Annotated in this window: 18 protein-coding genes; 4 read left to right on the top strand and 14 right to left on the bottom strand. The window is 70.2% G+C overall.

Annotated elements, in window-relative coordinates:
• Window positions 1-25: 25 nt before the first annotated feature.
• Both groL and groES read right to left on the bottom strand, forming a co-directional pair.
• Window positions 26-1,672: a chaperonin GroEL gene (gene groL / locus J5Y10_RS02570; protein ID WP_209370395.1), complete on the bottom strand. Its 1,647-nt coding sequence runs from the start codon at window positions 1,670-1,672 to the stop codon at window positions 26-28.
• Window positions 1,673-1,725: 53 nt separating this feature from the next.
• Window positions 1,726-2,025, bottom strand: coding sequence for a co-chaperone GroES (gene groES, locus J5Y10_RS02565; protein WP_209370393.1), 300 nt, complete (start codon window positions 2,023-2,025; stop codon window positions 1,726-1,728).
• Between the two features lie 242 nt (window positions 2,026-2,267).
• On the opposite strand from groES, the gene J5Y10_RS02560 reads away from it, so the two are divergent.
• Window positions 2,268-2,543 carry an usg protein gene (locus J5Y10_RS02560; protein WP_209370392.1) on the top strand — a complete coding sequence of 92 codons (276 nt, stop codon included), beginning with the start codon at window positions 2,268-2,270 and terminating at the stop codon, window positions 2,541-2,543.
• Here J5Y10_RS02560 and J5Y10_RS28680 read toward each other — a convergent pair.
• Genes J5Y10_RS28680 through J5Y10_RS02545 form a run of 3 tightly spaced genes read right to left on the bottom strand, consistent with a single transcriptional unit; the run spans window position 2,540 to window position 4,997 of the window.
• Entirely contained in the window at window positions 2,540-3,472 is a 933-nt protein-coding gene (locus J5Y10_RS28680) for an AEC family transporter (protein ID WP_209370390.1), read from the bottom strand. The two genes, J5Y10_RS02560 and J5Y10_RS28680, sit on opposite strands and share 4 nt — an antisense overlap.
• The gene (gene gmk, locus J5Y10_RS02550; RefSeq protein ID WP_245214257.1) at window positions 3,472-4,086 is read right to left on the bottom strand and encodes a guanylate kinase; all 615 of its coding nucleotides are present in this window, start codon (window positions 4,084-4,086) and stop codon (window positions 3,472-3,474) included. Before gmk ends, J5Y10_RS28680 begins: the two co-directional genes overlap by 1 nt.
• 17 nt (window positions 4,087-4,103) lie before the next feature.
• The gene (locus J5Y10_RS02545) at window positions 4,104-4,997 is read right to left on the bottom strand and encodes a YicC/YloC family endoribonuclease (RefSeq protein WP_209370387.1); all 894 of its coding nucleotides are present in this window, start codon (window positions 4,995-4,997) and stop codon (window positions 4,104-4,106) included.
• Between the two features lie 27 nt (window positions 4,998-5,024).
• Between J5Y10_RS02545 and J5Y10_RS02540 the strand changes: the two genes are divergently transcribed.
• Window positions 5,025-5,840 carry an SDR family NAD(P)-dependent oxidoreductase gene (locus J5Y10_RS02540; protein WP_342452817.1) on the top strand — a complete coding sequence of 272 codons (816 nt, stop codon included), beginning with the start codon at window positions 5,025-5,027 and terminating at the stop codon, window positions 5,838-5,840.
• On the opposite strand, the gene J5Y10_RS02535 is transcribed toward J5Y10_RS02540, so the two are convergent.
• The gene (locus tag J5Y10_RS02535) at window positions 5,779-6,597 is read right to left on the bottom strand and encodes a TerC family protein (protein WP_209370386.1); all 819 of its coding nucleotides are present in this window, start codon (window positions 6,595-6,597) and stop codon (window positions 5,779-5,781) included. The genes J5Y10_RS02540 and J5Y10_RS02535 overlap by 62 nt on opposite strands.
• Window positions 6,598-6,793: 196 nt before the next feature.
• Between J5Y10_RS02535 and rutA the strand changes: the two genes are divergently transcribed.
• On the top strand, window positions 6,794-7,879 hold the full coding sequence (rutA, locus tag J5Y10_RS02530; protein ID WP_209370384.1) for a pyrimidine utilization protein A: 1,086 nt from the start codon (window positions 6,794-6,796) through the stop codon (window positions 7,877-7,879).
• A gap of 40 nt (window positions 7,880-7,919) precedes the next feature.
• On the opposite strand, the gene J5Y10_RS02525 is transcribed toward rutA, so the two are convergent.
• The 8 genes from J5Y10_RS02525 to J5Y10_RS02490 all read right to left on the bottom strand — a co-directional run bounded on the left by J5Y10_RS02525 (window position 7,920) and on the right by J5Y10_RS02490 (window position 14,326).
• On the bottom strand, window positions 7,920-8,804 hold the full coding sequence (locus tag J5Y10_RS02525) for a DMT family transporter (RefSeq protein ID WP_209370383.1): 885 nt from the start codon (window positions 8,802-8,804) through the stop codon (window positions 7,920-7,922).
• A gap of 36 nt (window positions 8,805-8,840) precedes the next feature.
• Window positions 8,841-9,875 carry an endolytic transglycosylase MltG gene (mltG, locus tag J5Y10_RS02520; RefSeq protein ID WP_209370381.1) on the bottom strand — a complete coding sequence of 345 codons (1,035 nt, stop codon included), beginning with the start codon at window positions 9,873-9,875 and terminating at the stop codon, window positions 8,841-8,843.
• A 36-nt stretch (window positions 9,876-9,911) separates the two neighbouring features.
• Entirely contained in the window at window positions 9,912-11,195 is a 1,284-nt protein-coding gene (fabF, locus tag J5Y10_RS02515; protein WP_209370379.1) for a beta-ketoacyl-ACP synthase II, read from the bottom strand.
• Window positions 11,196-11,343: 148 nt separating this feature from the next.
• Window positions 11,344-11,583 (bottom strand): acyl carrier protein, encoded by a 240-nt coding sequence (locus J5Y10_RS02510; protein WP_043830727.1) that lies wholly within the window; start codon window positions 11,581-11,583, stop codon window positions 11,344-11,346.
• A 204-nt stretch (window positions 11,584-11,787) separates the two neighbouring features.
• The gene (gene fabG / locus J5Y10_RS02505; protein WP_209370377.1) at window positions 11,788-12,525 is read right to left on the bottom strand and encodes a 3-oxoacyl-[acyl-carrier-protein] reductase; all 738 of its coding nucleotides are present in this window, start codon (window positions 12,523-12,525) and stop codon (window positions 11,788-11,790) included.
• The gene (locus J5Y10_RS02500) at window positions 12,525-12,980 is read right to left on the bottom strand and encodes a GNAT family N-acetyltransferase (RefSeq protein WP_209370370.1); all 456 of its coding nucleotides are present in this window, start codon (window positions 12,978-12,980) and stop codon (window positions 12,525-12,527) included. The genes fabG and J5Y10_RS02500 overlap by 1 nt, the downstream gene beginning before the upstream one ends.
• An 8-nt stretch (window positions 12,981-12,988) precedes the next feature.
• Window positions 12,989-13,948 (bottom strand): ACP S-malonyltransferase, encoded by a 960-nt coding sequence (fabD, locus tag J5Y10_RS02495; RefSeq protein WP_209370369.1) that lies wholly within the window; start codon window positions 13,946-13,948, stop codon window positions 12,989-12,991.
• Window positions 13,949-14,062: 114 nt separating this feature from the next.
• Window positions 14,063-14,326 carry a hypothetical protein gene (locus J5Y10_RS02490; protein ID WP_209370367.1) on the bottom strand — a complete coding sequence of 88 codons (264 nt, stop codon included), beginning with the start codon at window positions 14,324-14,326 and terminating at the stop codon, window positions 14,063-14,065.
• A gap of 296 nt (window positions 14,327-14,622) precedes the next feature.
• On the opposite strand from J5Y10_RS02490, the gene J5Y10_RS02485 reads away from it, so the two are divergent.
• On the top strand, window positions 14,623-16,881 hold the full coding sequence (locus tag J5Y10_RS02485; protein WP_245214256.1) for a TonB-dependent receptor: 2,259 nt from the start codon (window positions 14,623-14,625) through the stop codon (window positions 16,879-16,881).
• Window positions 16,882-16,987: the final 106 nt, after the last annotated feature.

Genomic DNA, 16,987 nt, shown 5'->3' with positions numbered 1-16,987 from the left:
GAGATCGAAGCCGATCCCCAGGGGATCAGAAGTCCATGTCGCCCATGCCGCCCATGCCGCCGCCGGGGCCACCGGCCGGAGCCGCGGACTTCGCCGGGCGCTCGGCCACCATCGCCTCGGTGGTGATCAGCAGGGAGGCCACGGAAGCGGCGTCCTGCAGGGCGGTGCGAACGACCTTGGTCGGGTCGATGATGCCGGCCTCGACGAGGTTCTTGTACTCGTCGGCCTGCGCGTCATAGCCGTACTCGTAGGCGTCCTGGCGGAGCACCTCACCGGCGATGACCGCGCCGTCCTTGCCGGCGTTCTCGGCGATCTGCTTCAGCGGCACCGCGATGGCGCGCCGAACGATCTCGATCCCGACCTGCTCGTCGTTGTTCAGGCCCTTGAGGTCGGCCAGCTTCAGGCTGGCGCGCAGCAGAGCCACGCCACCACCGGGGACGATGCCTTCCTCAACCGCGGCGCGGGTCGCATGCAGCGCGTCGTCGACGCGGTCCTTGCGCTCCTTCACCTCGACCTCGGAGGAACCGCCGACGCGGATCACGGCGACGCCGCCGGCCAGCTTGGCAAGACGCTCCTGCAGCTTCTCACGGTCGTAGTCCGAGGTGGTCTCCTCGATCTGCGCCTTGATCTGCTCCACGCGACCCTCGATGGCCTCCTTCTCGCCGGCGCCGTCGATGATCGTGGTGTTCTCCTTCTCGATGCGAATGTTCTTCGCACGGCCGAGCTGGTTCAGCGTCACGCTCTCGAGCTTGATGCCGAGGTCCTCGGAGATCACCTCACCACCCGTCAGGATGGCGATGTCCTCGAGCATCGCCTTGCGACGATCGCCGAAGCCCGGGGCCTTCACGGCCGCGATCTTCAGGCCGCCGCGCAGCTTGTTCACCACGAGCGTGGCCAAGGCCTCGCCCTCGATGTCCTCAGCCACGATCACCAGCGGGCGCCCGGACTGAACCACCGCCTCGAGCAGCGGCAGCATCGGCTGCAGCTGGGAGAGCTTCTTCTCGTGGATCAGGATGTACGGGTTCTCGAGCTCGGCAATCATCTTCTCCGCATTCGTGATGAAATACGGGGAGACGTAGCCGCGGTCGAACTGCATGCCCTCGACGACGTCGAGCTCGGTCTGGATGGACTTGGCTTCCTCGACGGTGATGACACCCTCGTTGCCGACCTTCTCCATCGCCTGCGCGATCATCTCGCCGATCTCGGTCTCGCCGTTGGCGGAGAGCGAACCGACCTGGGCAACCTCGGCAGAGGTCGTGATCTTGCGGGTCTTGGACTTGAGGTCCTCGACGATCACGGTCACGGCCTTGTCGACGCCGCGCTTCAGGTCCATCGGGTTGAGCCCGGCGGCCACGGCCTTCGCGCCCTCGCGGATGATGGCCTGGGCCAGCACCGTCGCGGTGGTCGTGCCGTCACCGGCCAGGTCGTTCTGCTTCGAGGCCACTTCGCGCACCATCTGCGCGCCCATGTTCTCGAACTTGTCGGCCAGCTCGATCTCCTTGGCGACGGTCACGCCGTCCTTGGTGATCCGCGGCGCGCCGAAGCTCTTGTCGAGCACCACGTTGCGGCCCTTCGGGCCCAGCGTGACCTTCACGGCATCGGCCAGGATGTCCACGCCGCGCAGCATGCGCTCACGGGCATTGGCGCCGAACTTAACGTCCTTCGCAGCCATCTGAATGTCCTTTCTGGTGTTGGGAAAGCGCCGATCAGCTCCTTACGGAGCGATCAGGCGGCCTTCTCCACGATGCCCATGATGTCGGACTCCTTCATGATCAGGAGCTCCTCACCATCGAGCTTGACCTCGGTGCCCGACCACTTGCCGAACAGGATGCGGTCGCCGGCCTTCACGTCCAGCGCCACGATCTGGCCCGTCTCGTTGCGCGCGCCGGCGCCGACGGACACGACCTCACCCTCCTGGGGCTTCTCCTTGGCGGTGTCCGGAATGATGATGCCGCCAGCGCTCTTCTCTTCGGCCGTCACGCGACGGACGAGAACGCGGTCGTGCAGGGGACGGAACTTCGTCATGCGGTCCTCTCCTGAGCCTTGATGTTGGGTTGACCCCTGCCGGGAGGTTTGTTGGCACTCACCCCCGGCGAGTGCCAGCGATCTAGGAGATCGCCCCCCATGACGTCAAGGGTCCGGCAGCACTCTCAGCCGGAGAGTGCCATTGCATTGATATGAAACATTTTTTGCGCCCGGACATTGCTGCTGCATGGCACCATTCGCCCCGGGCGGCCTCCCCGCCGTCCGGCATCAGGAGGAAGGACATGCATCTGCGGGGCATTGAACGGGTTGTCCGCATCCCCGAATGGCACCTGACCACGGCCGAGATCCTCTACCGCCTGCCCGACCATCCGGCCGTCCTGCAAAGCTTTATCTGGCAGAAGGTGGACCGGGCCCCGACCTTCCCCGAGCTGCACGGCTTCCTCGATTTCTGGCGCAAGGACATCGAGGGCGCCCTCCACTCCGTCCGCGTCGCCTCCGCCGCCCTCTGGAAGCCCGCCGAGTTCACCTACGCGGATGGCGAGCTGCGCCTGCACTAGCGCGCGACGATTCCCAGCACCGCCGTCAGCGTCACCACGGAGGCGATGGTGCCCAGCAGAACCGCCGCTCCCGCTCGCTCCATCCCCACGGCATAGCGGCGGGAGAGGAGGAAGGCGTTTGCCCCCGTCGGCATCGCCGCCATCACCACCACCACGGAGAGCTCCAGCGAGCCCAGCCCCGCCCAGCGCCCGACGGCGAAGACCACGGCCGGCAGCACCGCCAGCTTCGCCACGCTGATCGCCACCGCGTCCCCCCAGTCCCGCCGGATCTGGAAGTCCCGCAGCGAGCCGCCGAGGCAGAACAGAAGCATGGGGCTCATCCCCCCGCCCAGCAGGTGCAGGAAGCTCTGCATCGGGGCCGGCGGAGGCGGCAGCAACAGCGCCCAGAGATTTCCCAGCAGCACCGCCATCACCACGGGGTTCCGCACCACCGACCGCGCGGTGGTCCGCAACACCCGCAGCGGGTGCGCCCCCGCGTTCAGCCCGGCCTCCGCGACGATCGTGGTCAGCGGCAGCATGATGAGGGAGTAGAGGCCGATCACCGCCGTCGCCGGCGCCACCCCCGCCGGCCCGAAGCTCGCCAGCACCACCGGCAGGCCCATCATCAGCGTGTTCCCGAAGGCGCAGTTCAGGGCGAACAGCCCCGATTCCGCCAGCCCCCGCCGCGCCACCACCCGGCACAGCACCAGGCACACGGCATAGACGGCCAGCACGCCGGAGAAGAAGGCGACCTCCAGCCGCGCCCCGTGCGCCGCGAGCCCCCCGCCCGAGGCCGCCGAGACAAACAGCAGCGCCGGCGCGCAGAGCCAGAAGGCGAAGTCGTTGATTCCCCGCATCGCCTCGTCCGAGAGCATCCGCCGCACGCCCGACACGTAGCCGAGGGCGATCAGCAGGAAGACCGGCGCGACGAGGCCGAGGACGCCGAGCACTAGCCCATGCCCGCCACGAAATCCCCCAGCCACAGATTCCGCGTCCGCGCCGTGCGCGCGGCACGCAGGATCGCCTGCACCGTGTCCACCGTCTCCGCGAAGTCGGTGTTGACCAGCACATGGTCGAACTCCCGCCAGTGGGAGGCGTCGTCGCGCGCCTTTCCCATGCGGCGGACGATCTCCTCCTCGCTATCCGTTCCGCGCGCCCGGAGCCGCCGCTCCAGCTCGGGGATGGAGGGGGGCATCAGGAACACCCCCACCACGTCGCCCGGCATCGCCTCCTGCAGCAGCAGGTGCCCCTGCCAGTCCACGTCGAACAGCACGTCCCGCCCGGCGGCAAGGGCCTCCTCTACCGGGGCGCGCGGCGTGCCGTAGCGCCTGCCATAGACATGGGCGGTCTCCAGGAAGTGCCCCGCCGCCTCCATGGCCTCGAACTCCTCCAGCCCATGGAAGAAGTAGTGCACCCCGTGCACCTCCCCCGGCCGCGCCGCCCGGGTGGTGGCGGAGATGGAGAGCGAGAGCTCCTCCTCCCGCCCCAGCAGCGCGCGCGAGACGCTGGTCTTCCCCGCGCCGGAAGGCGCCACCAGAACCAGGCACAAGCCGCGCCGCCGCATGCTCGGATCCTCGGGGGTCATTCCACGTTCGCCGCCTGCTCGCGCAGCCGCTCCACGGCCGCCTTCAACTCCAGGGAGAGCCGCGTCAGCGCCAAGCTGCCCGCCTTGGCGCCCAGCGTGTTCGACTCCCGCCCGAACTCCTGGGTCAGGAACTCCAGCTTGCGCCCCACCGGCGCCGCCTCGGCCAGCAGCGCCCGCGCGGCCTCCACATGGGCGCCCAGCCGGTCCAGCTCCTCCCGCACGTCGGATCGCGCGGCCAGCAGCGCCACCTCGGCCGCCAGCCGCTCCTCCGGCACGCGCCGCTCGCCCTCCAGCAGGTCCCGCAACGAAACCTCCAGCCGCTCCCGGTGCGCCACCGGCTGCCGCGCCGCCTCCTCCACGGCCTGGACGCGCAGGGACTCGATCTCGTCCAGCAGGGTGGAAAGAATGGCGTGCAGCCGCGCGCCCTCCGCCGCACGGGCCGCAAAAAGATCGGCCAGCGCCTCCCCGAATCCCTCGGATACGGCGGCGCGCCGCGCGCCCTCCGCCGCCTCGTCCGGCACCTCCACCTCCGTCCGCAGCACCCCAGGCAGGGCCAGCACCGCCTCTGGCCTGGGGGAAGCTGCCCCCGGCATCCGCGCCGAAAGGTCCATGACCAGCGCAAGCGCCCGCTCCAGCGCCGCCGGGTCCAGCACCAGCCGCGGCGCCCGGTCCTCCCGCTTCACCGTCAGGCTCGCCGAGACGTTGCCCCGCGCGAAGCGCGCCGCCGCCGCCTCCTTCAGGGGCGCCTCCAGCACGTCCAGCCCGCCGGGCAGGCGCAGCCGCACGTCCAGCCCACGGCCGTTGACGCTGCGGAGTTCCCAGGTGAAGGGGGTGCCGTCCGGAAGTGTTCCGGTAGCACGCGCAAAGCCAGTCATGGATCGGATAGCCATGCCCGGCCTTCTGCGGCGGGAGAGGGCATGATGCAAGGCAGCAAAGGCACCTGGCCCTGGCCGCGCGCCGCGATCACCGGCGCCTCCTCCGGCCTTGGCGCCGCCCTGGCGCTGGAACTCGCCACGCCCGGCCGGGTCCTTCACCTCTCCGGCCGGGATCCCGCCCGCCTCGCCGACACCGCCGCCGCCTGCCGCACCCGGGGCGCCACCGTCACGGAGGCCGCCTTCGACGTGCGCGACGCGGAGGCGGCCGCAGCCTGGATCCGCGGCACCGGCGGCCTGGACCTCCTCGTCGCCAATGCCGGCACCTCCGCCGGCACCGGCGGAACGCGGGAGGCACCGGACCAGGTCGCCCGCATCTTCGCCGTGAACCTAACCGGCGCCCTCAACACGATCATGCCCGCACTGGACCTCATGCGGGCCCAGCCCCGTGGCCCGGACGGCGTCCGCGGCCGCGTGGCCGCCATCGCCTCCATCGCGGCCTTCACCGCCTCCCCCGGCGCCCCGGCCTACTGTGCCTCCAAGGCCGCGCTCCAACGCTGGACCGAGGCCACCGACGCCACCGCCCGCGCGGAGGGCATCCGCCTCCACGCCGTCTGTCCGGGCTTCATCCGCACCCCGATGACGGCGCCGAACACCTTCCCCATGCCCTTCCTGATGGAGCCGGTGGAAGCTGCGCGCAGCACGCTGGAAGGGGTGCAAAAAGGAAGGGCCAGGGTCGTCTTTCCCTGGCCCCTTTATGCGGCAGCGCGCCTCGCCGGCGCGCTGCCCGTCTCCTGGCTCAGCCGGCTCCCGGCGAAGGCCGATGCGCGAGAACCTCCGCCGCCACAGCACCCTGGCTGACCGAGGCCTCCCCCGGCGCCGCGAGGCCGGAGGAACCCGGCGACGCCGTGCGATGCCCGTGGGAGCGCCGCGCCCAGATGTTCAGCCCCTCCACCGCCGCCGCGAAGGCCATGGCGACGTAGACGAAGCCCTTCGGCACGTGGAAGCCCAGCCCCTCGCCGATCAGCACCATGCCGATCATGACGAGGAAGGCGAGCGCCAGCATCACCACCGTCGGGTTCTTCTCCATGAAGTTGGAGAGGGCATCCATCGACAGCAGCATGACGGCCACGGAGACGAGGATCGCCACCACGATCACCCACATCACCTGGGTCATGCCGATGGCGGCCAGGATGCTGTCCACGCTGAACACCATGTCGATCAGGATGATCTGCACCACGGTGGTGCCGAACCCCGCCATCGCCTTGTCCGCCACCTTCGCTTCGGCCTGCGCCTCCGGATCCACGCGGTGATGGATCTCCATCACGGCCTTGCCGATCAGGAACAGACCGCCCGAGAGCAGGATCAGGTCCTTGCCGGAAATCTCGTTGCCGAGCACGGAGAACAGCGGCGCCGTCAGCGTCATCAGCCAGCCCACGCCGGCCAGCATGCCCAGCCGCATCAGCACGGCCAGCCCCAGCCCGATCAGCCGCGCCGAGCGCCGCCGCTCCACGGGAAGGCGGTTGGTCAGGATGGCGATGAAGACGAGGTTGTCGATCCCGAGGACCACCTCCATCCCGATCAGCGCCACAAGGGCAACGAGAACCTCGGCTTCCACGGCCTGACATGTCCTTTCTGTAATGTGCGCCAGGGTATGGTGTCGCAGGCCGCCATCTGTAAGGCGTGCCGCTCCGGCCTGGTCCGATTTTCCACTAAATTCAGCCTGGGGTCACGAATTTACGCCGGGCCAGCCGCCATGGAACGGGATTTGCTCGGCCGGAGGGGTTCCGTCTCTCCCAGGGAGCCACCGCATCATGGACGTCGGCGTCTTCATCCCGATCGGCAACAACGGCTGGCTCATCTCGGCCAATGCGCCGCAGTACAAGCCCAGCTTCGAGCTGAACAAGCAGGTCTCGCAGCGCGCCGAGCACTACGGGCTCGACTTCCTTCTCTCCATGATCAAGCTGCGCGGCTTCGGCGGGAAGACGGAGTTCTGGGACTACAACCTGGAATCCTTCACCCTCATGGCCGGCCTCGCCGCCGTCACCAGCCGCATCAAGCTCTTCGCCACGGCGGCGTCCCTGGTGCTGCCCCCGGCCATCATGGCTCGCATGGCCGTGACCATCGATTCCATCGCCCCCGGCCGCTTCGGGGTGAACCTCATCACCGGCTGGCAGCGCCCGGAATACTCGCAGATGGGGCTCTGGCCAGGGGATGAGCACTTCGCCTCCCGCTACGAGCACCTCTCCGAATTCGCCACGATCATCCGGGAGCTCTGGTCCACCGGCCGCTCGGACTTCAAGGGCAACCACTTTCAGATGGACGACTGCCGCCTGCTGCCGAAGCCGACGGGCGACATCAAGATCGTCTGCGCCGGGCAGAGCGCCGCCGGCCTGGAGTTCATGGCGAAATACGCGGACTACAACTTCTGCCTGGGCCAGGGCATCAACACCCCGAAGGCGCTGGCGCCCATGGTCGCCCGCACCGGGGCGGCCGCCGCCGTCACCGGCCGCAAGGTCGGCTCCCTCGCCCTCATCATGCTCATCGCCGACGAGACGGATGAGGCCGCCATGGCCCGGTGGAACCACTACCAGGCCGGCGCGGACCGCGAGGCCATCGCCTGGATGGCCGGCCAGGCCGCCGCCGACACCCGGTCCGGCTCGGACACCAATGCCAAGCAGTACGCGCTGCCGGAAGGTGCCATCAACCTGAACATGGGCACCCTCGTCGGCTCCTACGCCTCCGTCGCGCGCATGCTGGACGAGATGGCGGAGGTTCCCGGCCTGTCGGGCGTCCTGCTCACCTTCGACGACTTCCTCGAGGGCATCGAGGCCTACGGCCAGCACATCCAGCCGCTGATGAAGAGCCGGGCCCACCTGCGGGAACCCGCGCTGTCCTGAACCTCCGGGCTGAACCCTGGCAGGGGCCACCCGGCCCCTGCTACCGCCTCCCGGTCGCCAGCCAGACGCCGAGCAGCACCACCGCCCCGCCCAGCAGGACCCTCGGCTCCGGCCATTCCGCCAGCAGCAGCGCCGCGAAGACGGCGGCGAAGCCGGGCTGCAGATACCCTGTCATAGCCGCATCCGTCGCCCGCGCCCGCTGCGCCAGGGAGAGAAAGAAGGTCAGCGGCAGGGCGGAGGCCACCACCCCCACCCAGAGCACCGCGCCCCAGACCTCGATCGGCTGGTCGAAGGCCCCCGCCGGCTCGAAGAGCAGGGTCATCACCCCCGCCCCCGCCGCGCTGCCGGCCTGCTGCCCGACCGAGAGCGCCACGGGCGAGCCGGGCTGCCGCCGCCGCACATAGACCGTGCCCACGGCGTAGGAGAGCGCCGCCAGCAGCACCAGCCCACCCGCCAGCAACCCGCTTCCACCCAGCAGCGCCTGCGGGCCGAGGATGACCGCGATCCCCGCAAAACCGACCGCCATCCCCGCCAGCGTCCGCAGACCCGGGCGCTCCGTCGGCAGGAAGCCGAAGGCCAGCAGCGCGACGAAGAGCGGCGTGGTGGACTGGATCAGCGACACCGTCGCGGCTCCCAAGGAGACCAGCGCCACCGCGATCAGGCAGTTCGGCAACCATCCATTCGTCGTGCCCAGCAGCGCCCCGTGCCGCCAGAAGCCGCGCCGCAGCCCGCGAAAGGCACCCGTCGCCAGGGCGAAACCCAGCATCACCAGCACCGCCGCCACGCCCCGCCCGAAGGAGAGCGCGAAAGGCGGCATGGAGCGCGTGAGCAGCCGCACGACAGGGAAGGCCGTGGCCCAGAGGGACGAGACCAGCAGCAGCCGCCACCAGAGCGGCCAGCCCGAGAGGGGCAGCGCCTCGCTCAAGCCGCGACCTCGGTCAGGTCGGAGCCTCGGTGGCCCTCATCGTGCCGGGGCCGGATTCGGCGACGCGCCGGGCGCCGGGGCCTGAGCCGGCGCGGCCGGAGCAGCGCGCCCCCGCTCCACCTCCCGCCAGCGCGTCACGTTGCGGTTGTGCTCGTCCAGGGCGCGGGCAAAGGCGTGCCCGCCCGTGCCGTCCGCCACGAAGTAGAGGAAGTCGGTCGCCTCCGGCCGCGTCACAGCCCGCAGCGCCTCCTTGCCCGGGGAAGCGATGGGGCCGGGCGGCAGGCCCCGGTTGCGGTAGGTGTTGAAGGGATGGTCCCGGTCCAGGTCCGCCCGCGTCAGCGCCCGGTCCAGCGCCGCCCCCTCCCCCGCGGCATAGGCCACGGTGGGGTCGGATTGCAGCGGCATCCCCCGCCGCAGCCGGTTGATGAAAACGGAAGCCACGCGCGGCCGCTCCGCCGCAACCCCGGTCTCCCGCTCCACGATGCTCGCCAGCACCAGCGCCTCCCGCGGGGAAGCGAGCGGCAGGTCCTGCGCCCGCCCCGCCCAGGCCTCGCGCAGCGCCTCCTGCATGGCGGCCTCCGCGCGGCGGACGACCGCGGCCCGCGTATCGCCCCACTGGTAGGTATAGGTCTCCGGCAGCAGGTCGCCCTCGTCGATCGGCGGCGTCTCGCCGGTCATGCCCTCCGCCCTGTCGATCAGGGCGGTCATCTGCCGTGCCGTCAGCCCCTCGGCGATCGTCAGGCGGCGCTGAACCGGCCGCGCCGTCCGCAGAACCTCCAGCACGTCGCGCAGCGAGGCCCTGGCCGGAAAGGCGAATTCCCCCGCCCGCAGCGGCCCTTCCCCGCGCGTGACCGTGGCAGCGGCAAGAAAGGCGCGGGCATCGGACACGACCCCGGCACCCTGCAGCGCCGCCCCGATCGCCTCCGTCCCCCCGCGCGGCACCACAAGGTTCCGAGCCTCCGCCAGGGGACCCGGGCTCTCATAGACCTGCCGCGCGTAGAGGAAGGCGCCGCCCCCGGCCAGGCCGAGCAGCAGCACCAGGATCAGCAGCCCACGGATCGCTCGGCCCATCGGCGTGCGGTCCCTTCAGCGGCAGGGGTCAGAGGCTCAGGCGGCCGCCTTGAAGATGATGGAGGCGTTGGTGCCGCCGAAGCCAAAGGAGTTGGACAGCGCCACCTCGATCTTGCGCGGCTGCGCCTCCTTCGCCACCCGGTCGATCACCGAGGGGTGGGAAGGCTCCTCCAGGTTCAGCGTCGGCGGCGCCACGCCGTCGCGGATGGCGAGAAGGGAGAAGATCGCCTCCACCGCCCCCGCAGCGCCCAGCAGGTGCCCGATGGCCGACTTGGTGGAGGACATGGCCACGCCCTTGGCGGCATCGCCGAACAGCCGCTCCACCGCCTGCAGCTCCAGGTCGTCGCCCAGCGGCGTGCTCGTGCCATGGGCGTTGATGTACTGCACGTCTTCCGGCGAGAGGCCGCAGGAGCGGAAGCAGGCCTTCATCGCCCGGTAGGCGCCCTCATGCCCCTCGGCGGGGGCCGTGATGTGATAGGCGTCGCCGGACATGCCGTAGCCGATCACCTCGCCGTAGATCTTCGCGCCGCGCGCCTTGGCGTGCTCGTACTCCTCGAGCACCAGCACCCCGGAGCCCTCGCCCATCACGAAGCCGTCCCGGTCCTTGTCCCAGGGGCGCGACGCCGCGGAGGGCGTATCGTTGAAGGCGGTGGAGAGCGCGCGGGAGGCGGCGAAGCCCGCCATGCCAATCTCGACGACCGCTGCCTCGGCCCCGCCGGCCACCATCACATCGGCATCGCCCAGCGCGATCAGCCGCGCGGCATCGCCCAGCGCGTGCACGCCGGTGGCGCAGGCCGTGACCACCGAGTGGTTCGGGCCCTTGAAGCCGTACTTGATGGAGACGTGCCCGGAGGCGAGGTTGATCAGCGCCGAGGGAATGAAGAAGGGCGAGAGCCGCCGGTGCTTGCCCGCCGCGATCAGCTGCGAAGCCTCGTAGATCGTCTGCAGGCCGCCGATGCCGGAGCCGATCATCACGCCCGTGGCGTAGCGATCCTCCTCGGTCTCCGGCACCCAGCCGGAATCCTCGACCGCCTCGGTGGCCGCCACCAGCGCGAGCTGGATGAAGCGGTCCATCTTTTTCTGGTCCTTGACGGGGATCCACTCCGCCAGGTCCAGCGCGCCATCGGCCTTCGTGCCGGTAGGGACGGTGCCCGCGATCTTCGCGGGCAGGTTGGACACATCGAAGGCCTGGATGGCGGTGATGCCGGATTCCCCGGCCAGCATCCGCTTCCAGACATGTTCCACGCCAAGGCCCAGCGGGCTGGCGATGCCCATGCCGGTGACGACGACGCGGCGCGGGGCCGTGAGCTGACCGAACACTCTCGCTTACTCCCTACCCGCGTCCGGGCCCCAGCGGCTGGTGCGGGGCCGGGCGGCGGCCGGAGGAACCGGCCCCGCCGCGCGCGATCTCATGCTGGCGGTCGGGCCATGCCCCGGAAGGGCCGGCCCGCCGATCCCGATCCGGCCTTCAGGCCGTCTTGTGCGCGTCGATATAGGTGATGGCGTCGCCGACGGTCGTGATCTTCTCGGCCGCGTCGTCCGGGATTTCCACGCCGAAAGCCTCCTCGAAGGCCATGACCAGCTCGACCGTGTCCAGGCTGTCCGCGCCCAGGTCATCGATGAAGGACGCCTCCGGCGTCACCTTCGCCTCCTCGACGCCGAGGTGCTCGACGACGATCTTCTTCACCTTCTCGGCGGTCTCGCTCATTGCGTTTGCTCTCTCTGATGGCGGTTGCCCGCCGGGAAACCTGGTCATGCAACCGGGCGGACATCGCAGGCCCGCGCCCCCGGCACATTGGGCGCGCGCCTTAGCACGCCTCCGTGACGCGGCCTAGGCCAAGGAAGGGACGCCAGAAGCCCGGTTCAAGGACCGTTGTTCCCGCGCCGCACCTTCCCGGCCCCGCATCAGGCCTCAGATCATCGCCATCCCGCCGTTCACGTGCAGGGTCACCCCCGTCACCCAGGCCGCCTCGTCGGAGGCCAGGTAGGCCACGGCGGCGGCAATGTCCTCGGAAGCGCCCATCTTCCCCATGGGGATGCGGCCCATCAGCGCCGCCTTCTGGGCGTCGTTCAGCGCGTCCGTCATGGCGGTCTTGATGAAGCCCGGCGCCACCACGTTCACGGTCACGCCGCGCGGCGCCACCTCCTGCGCCAAGGCCTTGCTCATCCCGATCAGCCCCGCCTTGGCCGCCGCGTAGTTCGCCTGCCCGGGATTGCCGGTGACGCCGACGATGGAGGCGATGGAGACGATCCGGCCGGACCGCCGCTTCATCATCCCCCGCAGGCAGGCCCGCGCCAGGCGGAACGGGGCGGTCAGGTCCACCTCGATCACGTCGGACCAGTCCTTGTCGCCCATCCGCAGCGCCAGCCCGTCCCGCGTCAGCCCGGCATTGTTCACCAGGATGTCCAGCGCCCCGAACTCCGCCTCCACCTTCTCCACCAGCGCGGCGGGCGCCGCCGGGTCGGAAAGGTCTGCCGGCGCCACGAAGGCCCGCTCGCCGAGCTCCCCGGCCAGGGAGGCCAGCTCCGCCTCCCGCCGCCCGGTCAGCGCCACCCGCGCCCCCTGGGCGTGCAGCGCGCGGGCGATGGCCGCGCCGATCCCCCCGGTGGCGCCGGTGACGAGGGCGGTCTTGCCGGTCAGGTCGAACATCACGGGGTCTCCAGGGGCGCGCCGTCGAGGCGCTTGGCAAGGAAATGGCAGGCCTGTCCCGGCGGGCAGCCGGGCAGCACGCCCACGGTGGTGTAGCCCATGCGGGCGTAGAAGCCGGGCGCCTGGAAGGCGTAGGTCTCGAGCCAAACCCCGGCGAGGCCGCGCGCCCGCGCCTCCGCCTCGGCCCGCTCCAGGATCTTCTGCCCCAGTCCCTGGCCGCGGTAGGACTCGGGAATGTGGAACAGTTCCAGATAGAGCCAGCCCGCACGGTGCCGCCCGACCACCCCGCCGACCGGCGCGCCCTCGGCGTCGCGCAGCACCACGAGCAGGGGCTGCCCGGTAAAAGTTCCCGGCGGGGTCCGGGCCGCGTTGTAGGCCATCAGCCCGTCCAGCACCGCCGCCCGGGCCGCCGGGTCCGCCGCATCCTCGACGGTGATGTGGGTTCCGTCGCTCATGCCTTCGTTCACAGGGCCTTCAGCACCGCCTCGATCTCGGCGGGGGTGCCGCAGGCCATGGCGGTGGCATCCGGCGCATTGCGCTTCATCAGCCCCGTCAGCACCTTGCCCGCCCCTACCTCGATGAAGCGGTCGCAGCCCATGGCGGTCATGGCGGCCACACACTCGCGCCAGCGCACCGTGCCTGTCACCTGCCGCACGAGAAGGTCACGGATCGTGTCGGGGTCCGTCGCCTTGGCCGCCGTCACATTGGCCACCACGGGAACCAGCGGCGCCCTCGGCGGATCGCTCTCCAGCGCCTCCGCCATGGCATCCGCGGCCGGGGCCATGAGGGAGGAGTGGAAGGGCGCGGAGACGGGCAGCAGCATCGCGCGCTTCACCCCCTCGGCCTTCGCGATCTCCACCGCCCGCTCCACGGCGGCCTTGTGGCCGGAAATCACCACCTGCCCGCCGCCATTGTCGTTGGCGGCCTCCACCACCTCGCGCTCGCCCGTCACGGGGTCCTCCGCCGCGCGCTCGCAGATGGCGCGCGCCTGCTCCATCTCGGCCCCCAGCAGCGCCGCCATGGCCCCCGTGCCCGCCGGCACGGCCTTCTGCATGGCCTCCCCGCGCAGCCGCAGCAGCCGCGCCGCCTGCGGCACATCGAAGGCCCGCACGGCCGCTAGCGCGCTGTATTCGCCGAGCGAGTGCCCGGCCACCAGCGCCACCTTGTCCTTGATATCGAAGCCGCCCTCGGCCTCCAGCACCCGCAGCACGGCGAGGGAGACGGCCATCAGCGCCGGCTGGGCATTCGCCGTCAGGGTCAGCTCCTCCGCCGGCCCCTCGAACATCAGGCGGGTGAGGTGCTGCTTCAGCGTCTCGTCCACCGCCTCGAACACCTCACGGGCCGGGGCGAAGGCAGCGGCCAGTTCCCGGCCCATGCCGACGGCCTGGCTGCCCTGGCCGGGGAAGACGAGCGCGAGGGCCATGGTGATCTGTTTCCTGCCTGTGGCCCGGCAGGGAGCCGCTACCCCGCCGTGGCGCGGCGGGGTAGCGGCCGTGTCACAACCCTGTCAACCGCGGCACTATAGGCCGCGGGCCGATCAGTAGCGGCCGCGCCCCACCCAGACGCGACGGCAGACCTCGCGGGTCACCCGCATCGGGCGGCCCATGCGGTCCCGCCGGAAGGTCGTCACGGGGCGGCAGCGGTTCACGTAGCGCACCTCCTGCAGCAGGTCGGAGGAGGTGGCGGCGGAGGGACCCGCCAGCATCAGCCCGCCGGAGACCGGCGCCGCATGGGCCGGAGCCAGGGAGGCGCCGCCAGCAAGCAGACCGGCCAGCAGGATCGAACGGGAAAGCCAGGACATACGCGTACCTCCTTCTCTCTGATCGGCCGGTTATCCGGCCGGATCGGCCCTGCACGAAGGCAGGGCAGCGGCAGAATGAAGGCAGCAAGTGACCATCCGTTTCCAAGCGGCGGCCGCTACCAGCGCCCCATGCGGATTACATTCCAGCAATCTTACCGACCGCGTTCCAGAATAGCGGCGAGCAGGGACGGAAACCCACGTTTTCATTGAGAACGCCTCGCACACGCATTCTTGACGGAGTGTAACTAGCCCAAATAAGAACGACTCTCATTATCAAACATTGCAAGGTCGTCCACATGCGCCGCGCCACTTCGGGGAGCCATAGCGCCCCCAGCACTGCCTTGGTCGCCAGCCTCAGTCTCGGCGCCGCCATGGCCGGCGGGGCCGCCCTTGCCCCAGGCTTCGCACAGGAACTGGCCCCGAACGCCACGCCCACCATCCCCGTGCCGGAAGTCGCCGTGACCGGCGCCGCCCCCGCCAACCAGTTGCAGGTCCCCACCGGCGTCAGCCGCCTCCCCTCCACGGTCCAGGACTCGCCCCAGACCATCAACGTCGTCCCACAGGAGATCCTGCAGCAGCAGAACGCCACCACGCTGGAGCAGGCGCTGCGCAACGTCCCCGGCATCACCTCCACCATCGGCGAGGGCGGCGGCGGCGTCAGCGGCGACCAGTTCCGCATCCGCGGCTTCGCGGCCCAGAATGACATCAACGTGGACGGCCTGCGCGACTACGGCTCCTACACGCGCGACGCCTTCACCTTCGAGGACGTGCAGGTGCTAAAGGGCGCTGGCGGCTTCGCCTTCGGCAGCAGCTCCGTCGGCGGTGCCATCAACATCAACAGCAAGTCGCCGACCCTGGAGAACCGCTATCTCGGCACCATCACCGGCGGCATGGGCCCCTTCATCCGCGGCACGCTGGACCTGAACCAGCGCATCAACGAGACGATGGCGGTCCGGCTGAACGTCATGGGCCAGAGCAGCAACCTGGTGGACCGCCAGGACCAGACCACGGACCGCTGGGGCGTCGCCCCTTCCATCGCCCTCGGCCTCGGCACGCCGACCACGCTGACCGTGGAATACCTGCACTACCGCGACCGGAGCACGATCGATGGCGGAACCCCCGTCATCACGCCCTTCACCGGGGTCGGCCGCCCGGTGCCGGAATACGGCCTGAACCGTTCCCTCTTCTTCGGTGTGAAGAACGACATCGACGACGTGAACGTGGACCGGGTCACCGCCCGCCTCTCCCACCGCTTCACCAACTGGCTCACGGTTACCAATGACTTCCGCGCCACCTGGGTGGATCGTCACACCGCGCTGACGCCGCTGTCCTGCGGCACCAGCCAGGTCACCCTCACCTTGTTCAATGCCAGCTGCTCCGGCCAGTTCCTGAACGGGGGGAACCCGCTGGTGAATCCCGGCGGTCCCGGCCCCTACAGCCAACAGAGCTTCGGCATCCAGAACGTGACGACCGCCGTCGCGCGCTTCAACACCGGGCCGCTCCGGCACGAGCTGGTCGGCGGCGTCGACATCTTCCACGAGGACGTGGACCGGACCGGCTATCCCTATGCCCAGACGCGCCCGAGCTTCCTGCTCCGCAACCCCTCCACGCAGAGCACCTACCTGCCCCTCGGCGCCGCCAACAACCAGCGCTCGACCGATGCGACAAGCCTCGGCCTCTTCCTGAACGAGCGCCTGTGGCTGCTGCCCACGCTGTCCATCTACGGCGGCTTCCGCTGGACCGACTACGACCTGGACTACAAGGCCGGCACCCCCGGTCAGGCACTGACCACCAATGTCAGCCTCAGCCGCAACTTCTGGGACCCGCGCGCCGGCGTGATCTGGGAGCCGACGCCGAGCCAGACCTACTATTTCTCCTACTCCACCTCCTCCACCCCGCCCGGCACCTACTTCACCACCATTCCCTCCCAGGCGACGGCCAGCAGCACGGCCTTTGAGCCCGAGCGGAACACCAACTACGAGGTGGGCGCGAAGATCAGCCTCTTCGAGCAGCGCCTGGGCCTGACCGCCGCCCTGTTCCGCTCCGAGAAGAACAACGCCCTCGCCCAGGATCCGAACAACGTCGGCACCTTCATCCAGACCGCCGACCGCCAGCGCATCCAGGGCTTCGAGATCGGCGCCACCGGTCGCATCACGCCGGAGTGGAACGTCCTGGCCAGCTACTCCTACCTGAACAGCGAGACGACGAGCTCCCTGACGCCCGTGAATGTCGGCAAGCGCGTGCAGTTCGTGCCGGACAACGCCGCCACGCTCTGGACCACCTACGACATCGCCCGCGACACGCCCTACAACGCGACCGTCGGCCTCGGGGTCGTCTGGCGCGGCCCCGTCTACCTGAACCAGGCAAATACGGCGGAGGCACCGTCCAACTTCAGCCTGGACGCCCTGGTGCAGCACCGCATCAACGAGAATCTGACCCTGCGGGTGAACGGCTACAACCTGACGGACCGCACCAACTACGCGGGCCTGTTCGGCAACCGCGTGGTGGTCGCGGCCGGCCGCACCGTCCTGGTCTCCGTCGCCGCGGAGTTCTGAGGACTGGGGCATGATCGGCGGCCGACAATTCGACCCCGGTCATGGTGACCGCCGCCCGGCGTGGCTCCCCGGCCACGCTGGGTCCAGCGAATGTGGAGGTTTCGTC

The organism is Roseomonas indoligenes (genome assembly GCF_017813365.1).
In the GTDB taxonomy this organism is placed as follows: Bacteria; Pseudomonadota; Alphaproteobacteria; order Acetobacterales; family Acetobacteraceae; genus Roseomonas; species Roseomonas indoligenes.
Note: the sequence above shows the minus strand (reverse complement) of the source record. Positions and strands in the feature narration are given on the sequence as shown.

Coding starts and splice junctions, on each gene's coding strand:
- gmk (WP_245214257.1), bottom strand. CDS start 4,086: ATGCGGCGGCGCGGCTTGTGCCTGGTTCTGGTGGCGCCTTCCGGCGCG.
- J5Y10_RS02540 (WP_342452817.1), top strand. CDS start 5,025: ATGATGCAAGGCAGCAAAGGCACCTGGCCCTGGCCGCGCGCCGCGATC.
- fabD (WP_209370369.1), bottom strand. CDS start 13,948: ATGGCCCTCGCGCTCGTCTTCCCCGGCCAGGGCAGCCAGGCCGTCGGC.
- fabG (WP_209370377.1), bottom strand. CDS start 12,525: ATGTTCGACCTGACCGGCAAGACCGCCCTCGTCACCGGCGCCACCGGG.
- J5Y10_RS02545 (WP_209370387.1), bottom strand. CDS start 4,997: ATGGCTATCCGATCCATGACTGGCTTTGCGCGTGCTACCGGAACACTT.
- J5Y10_RS02500 (WP_209370370.1), bottom strand. CDS start 12,980: ATGAGCGACGGAACCCACATCACCGTCGAGGATGCGGCGGACCCGGCG.
- groL (WP_209370395.1), bottom strand. CDS start 1,672: ATGGCTGCGAAGGACGTTAAGTTCGGCGCCAATGCCCGTGAGCGCATG.
- groES (WP_209370393.1), bottom strand. CDS start 2,025: ATGACGAAGTTCCGTCCCCTGCACGACCGCGTTCTCGTCCGTCGCGTG.
- J5Y10_RS02490 (WP_209370367.1), bottom strand. CDS start 14,326: ATGTCCTGGCTTTCCCGTTCGATCCTGCTGGCCGGTCTGCTTGCTGGC.
- J5Y10_RS02560 (WP_209370392.1), top strand. CDS start 2,268: ATGCATCTGCGGGGCATTGAACGGGTTGTCCGCATCCCCGAATGGCAC.
- J5Y10_RS02510 (WP_043830727.1), bottom strand. CDS start 11,583: ATGAGCGAGACCGCCGAGAAGGTGAAGAAGATCGTCGTCGAGCACCTC.
- rutA (WP_209370384.1), top strand. CDS start 6,794: ATGGACGTCGGCGTCTTCATCCCGATCGGCAACAACGGCTGGCTCATC.
- J5Y10_RS02485 (WP_245214256.1), top strand. CDS start 14,623: ATGCGCCGCGCCACTTCGGGGAGCCATAGCGCCCCCAGCACTGCCTTG.
- mltG (WP_209370381.1), bottom strand. CDS start 9,875: ATGGGCCGAGCGATCCGTGGGCTGCTGATCCTGGTGCTGCTGCTCGGC.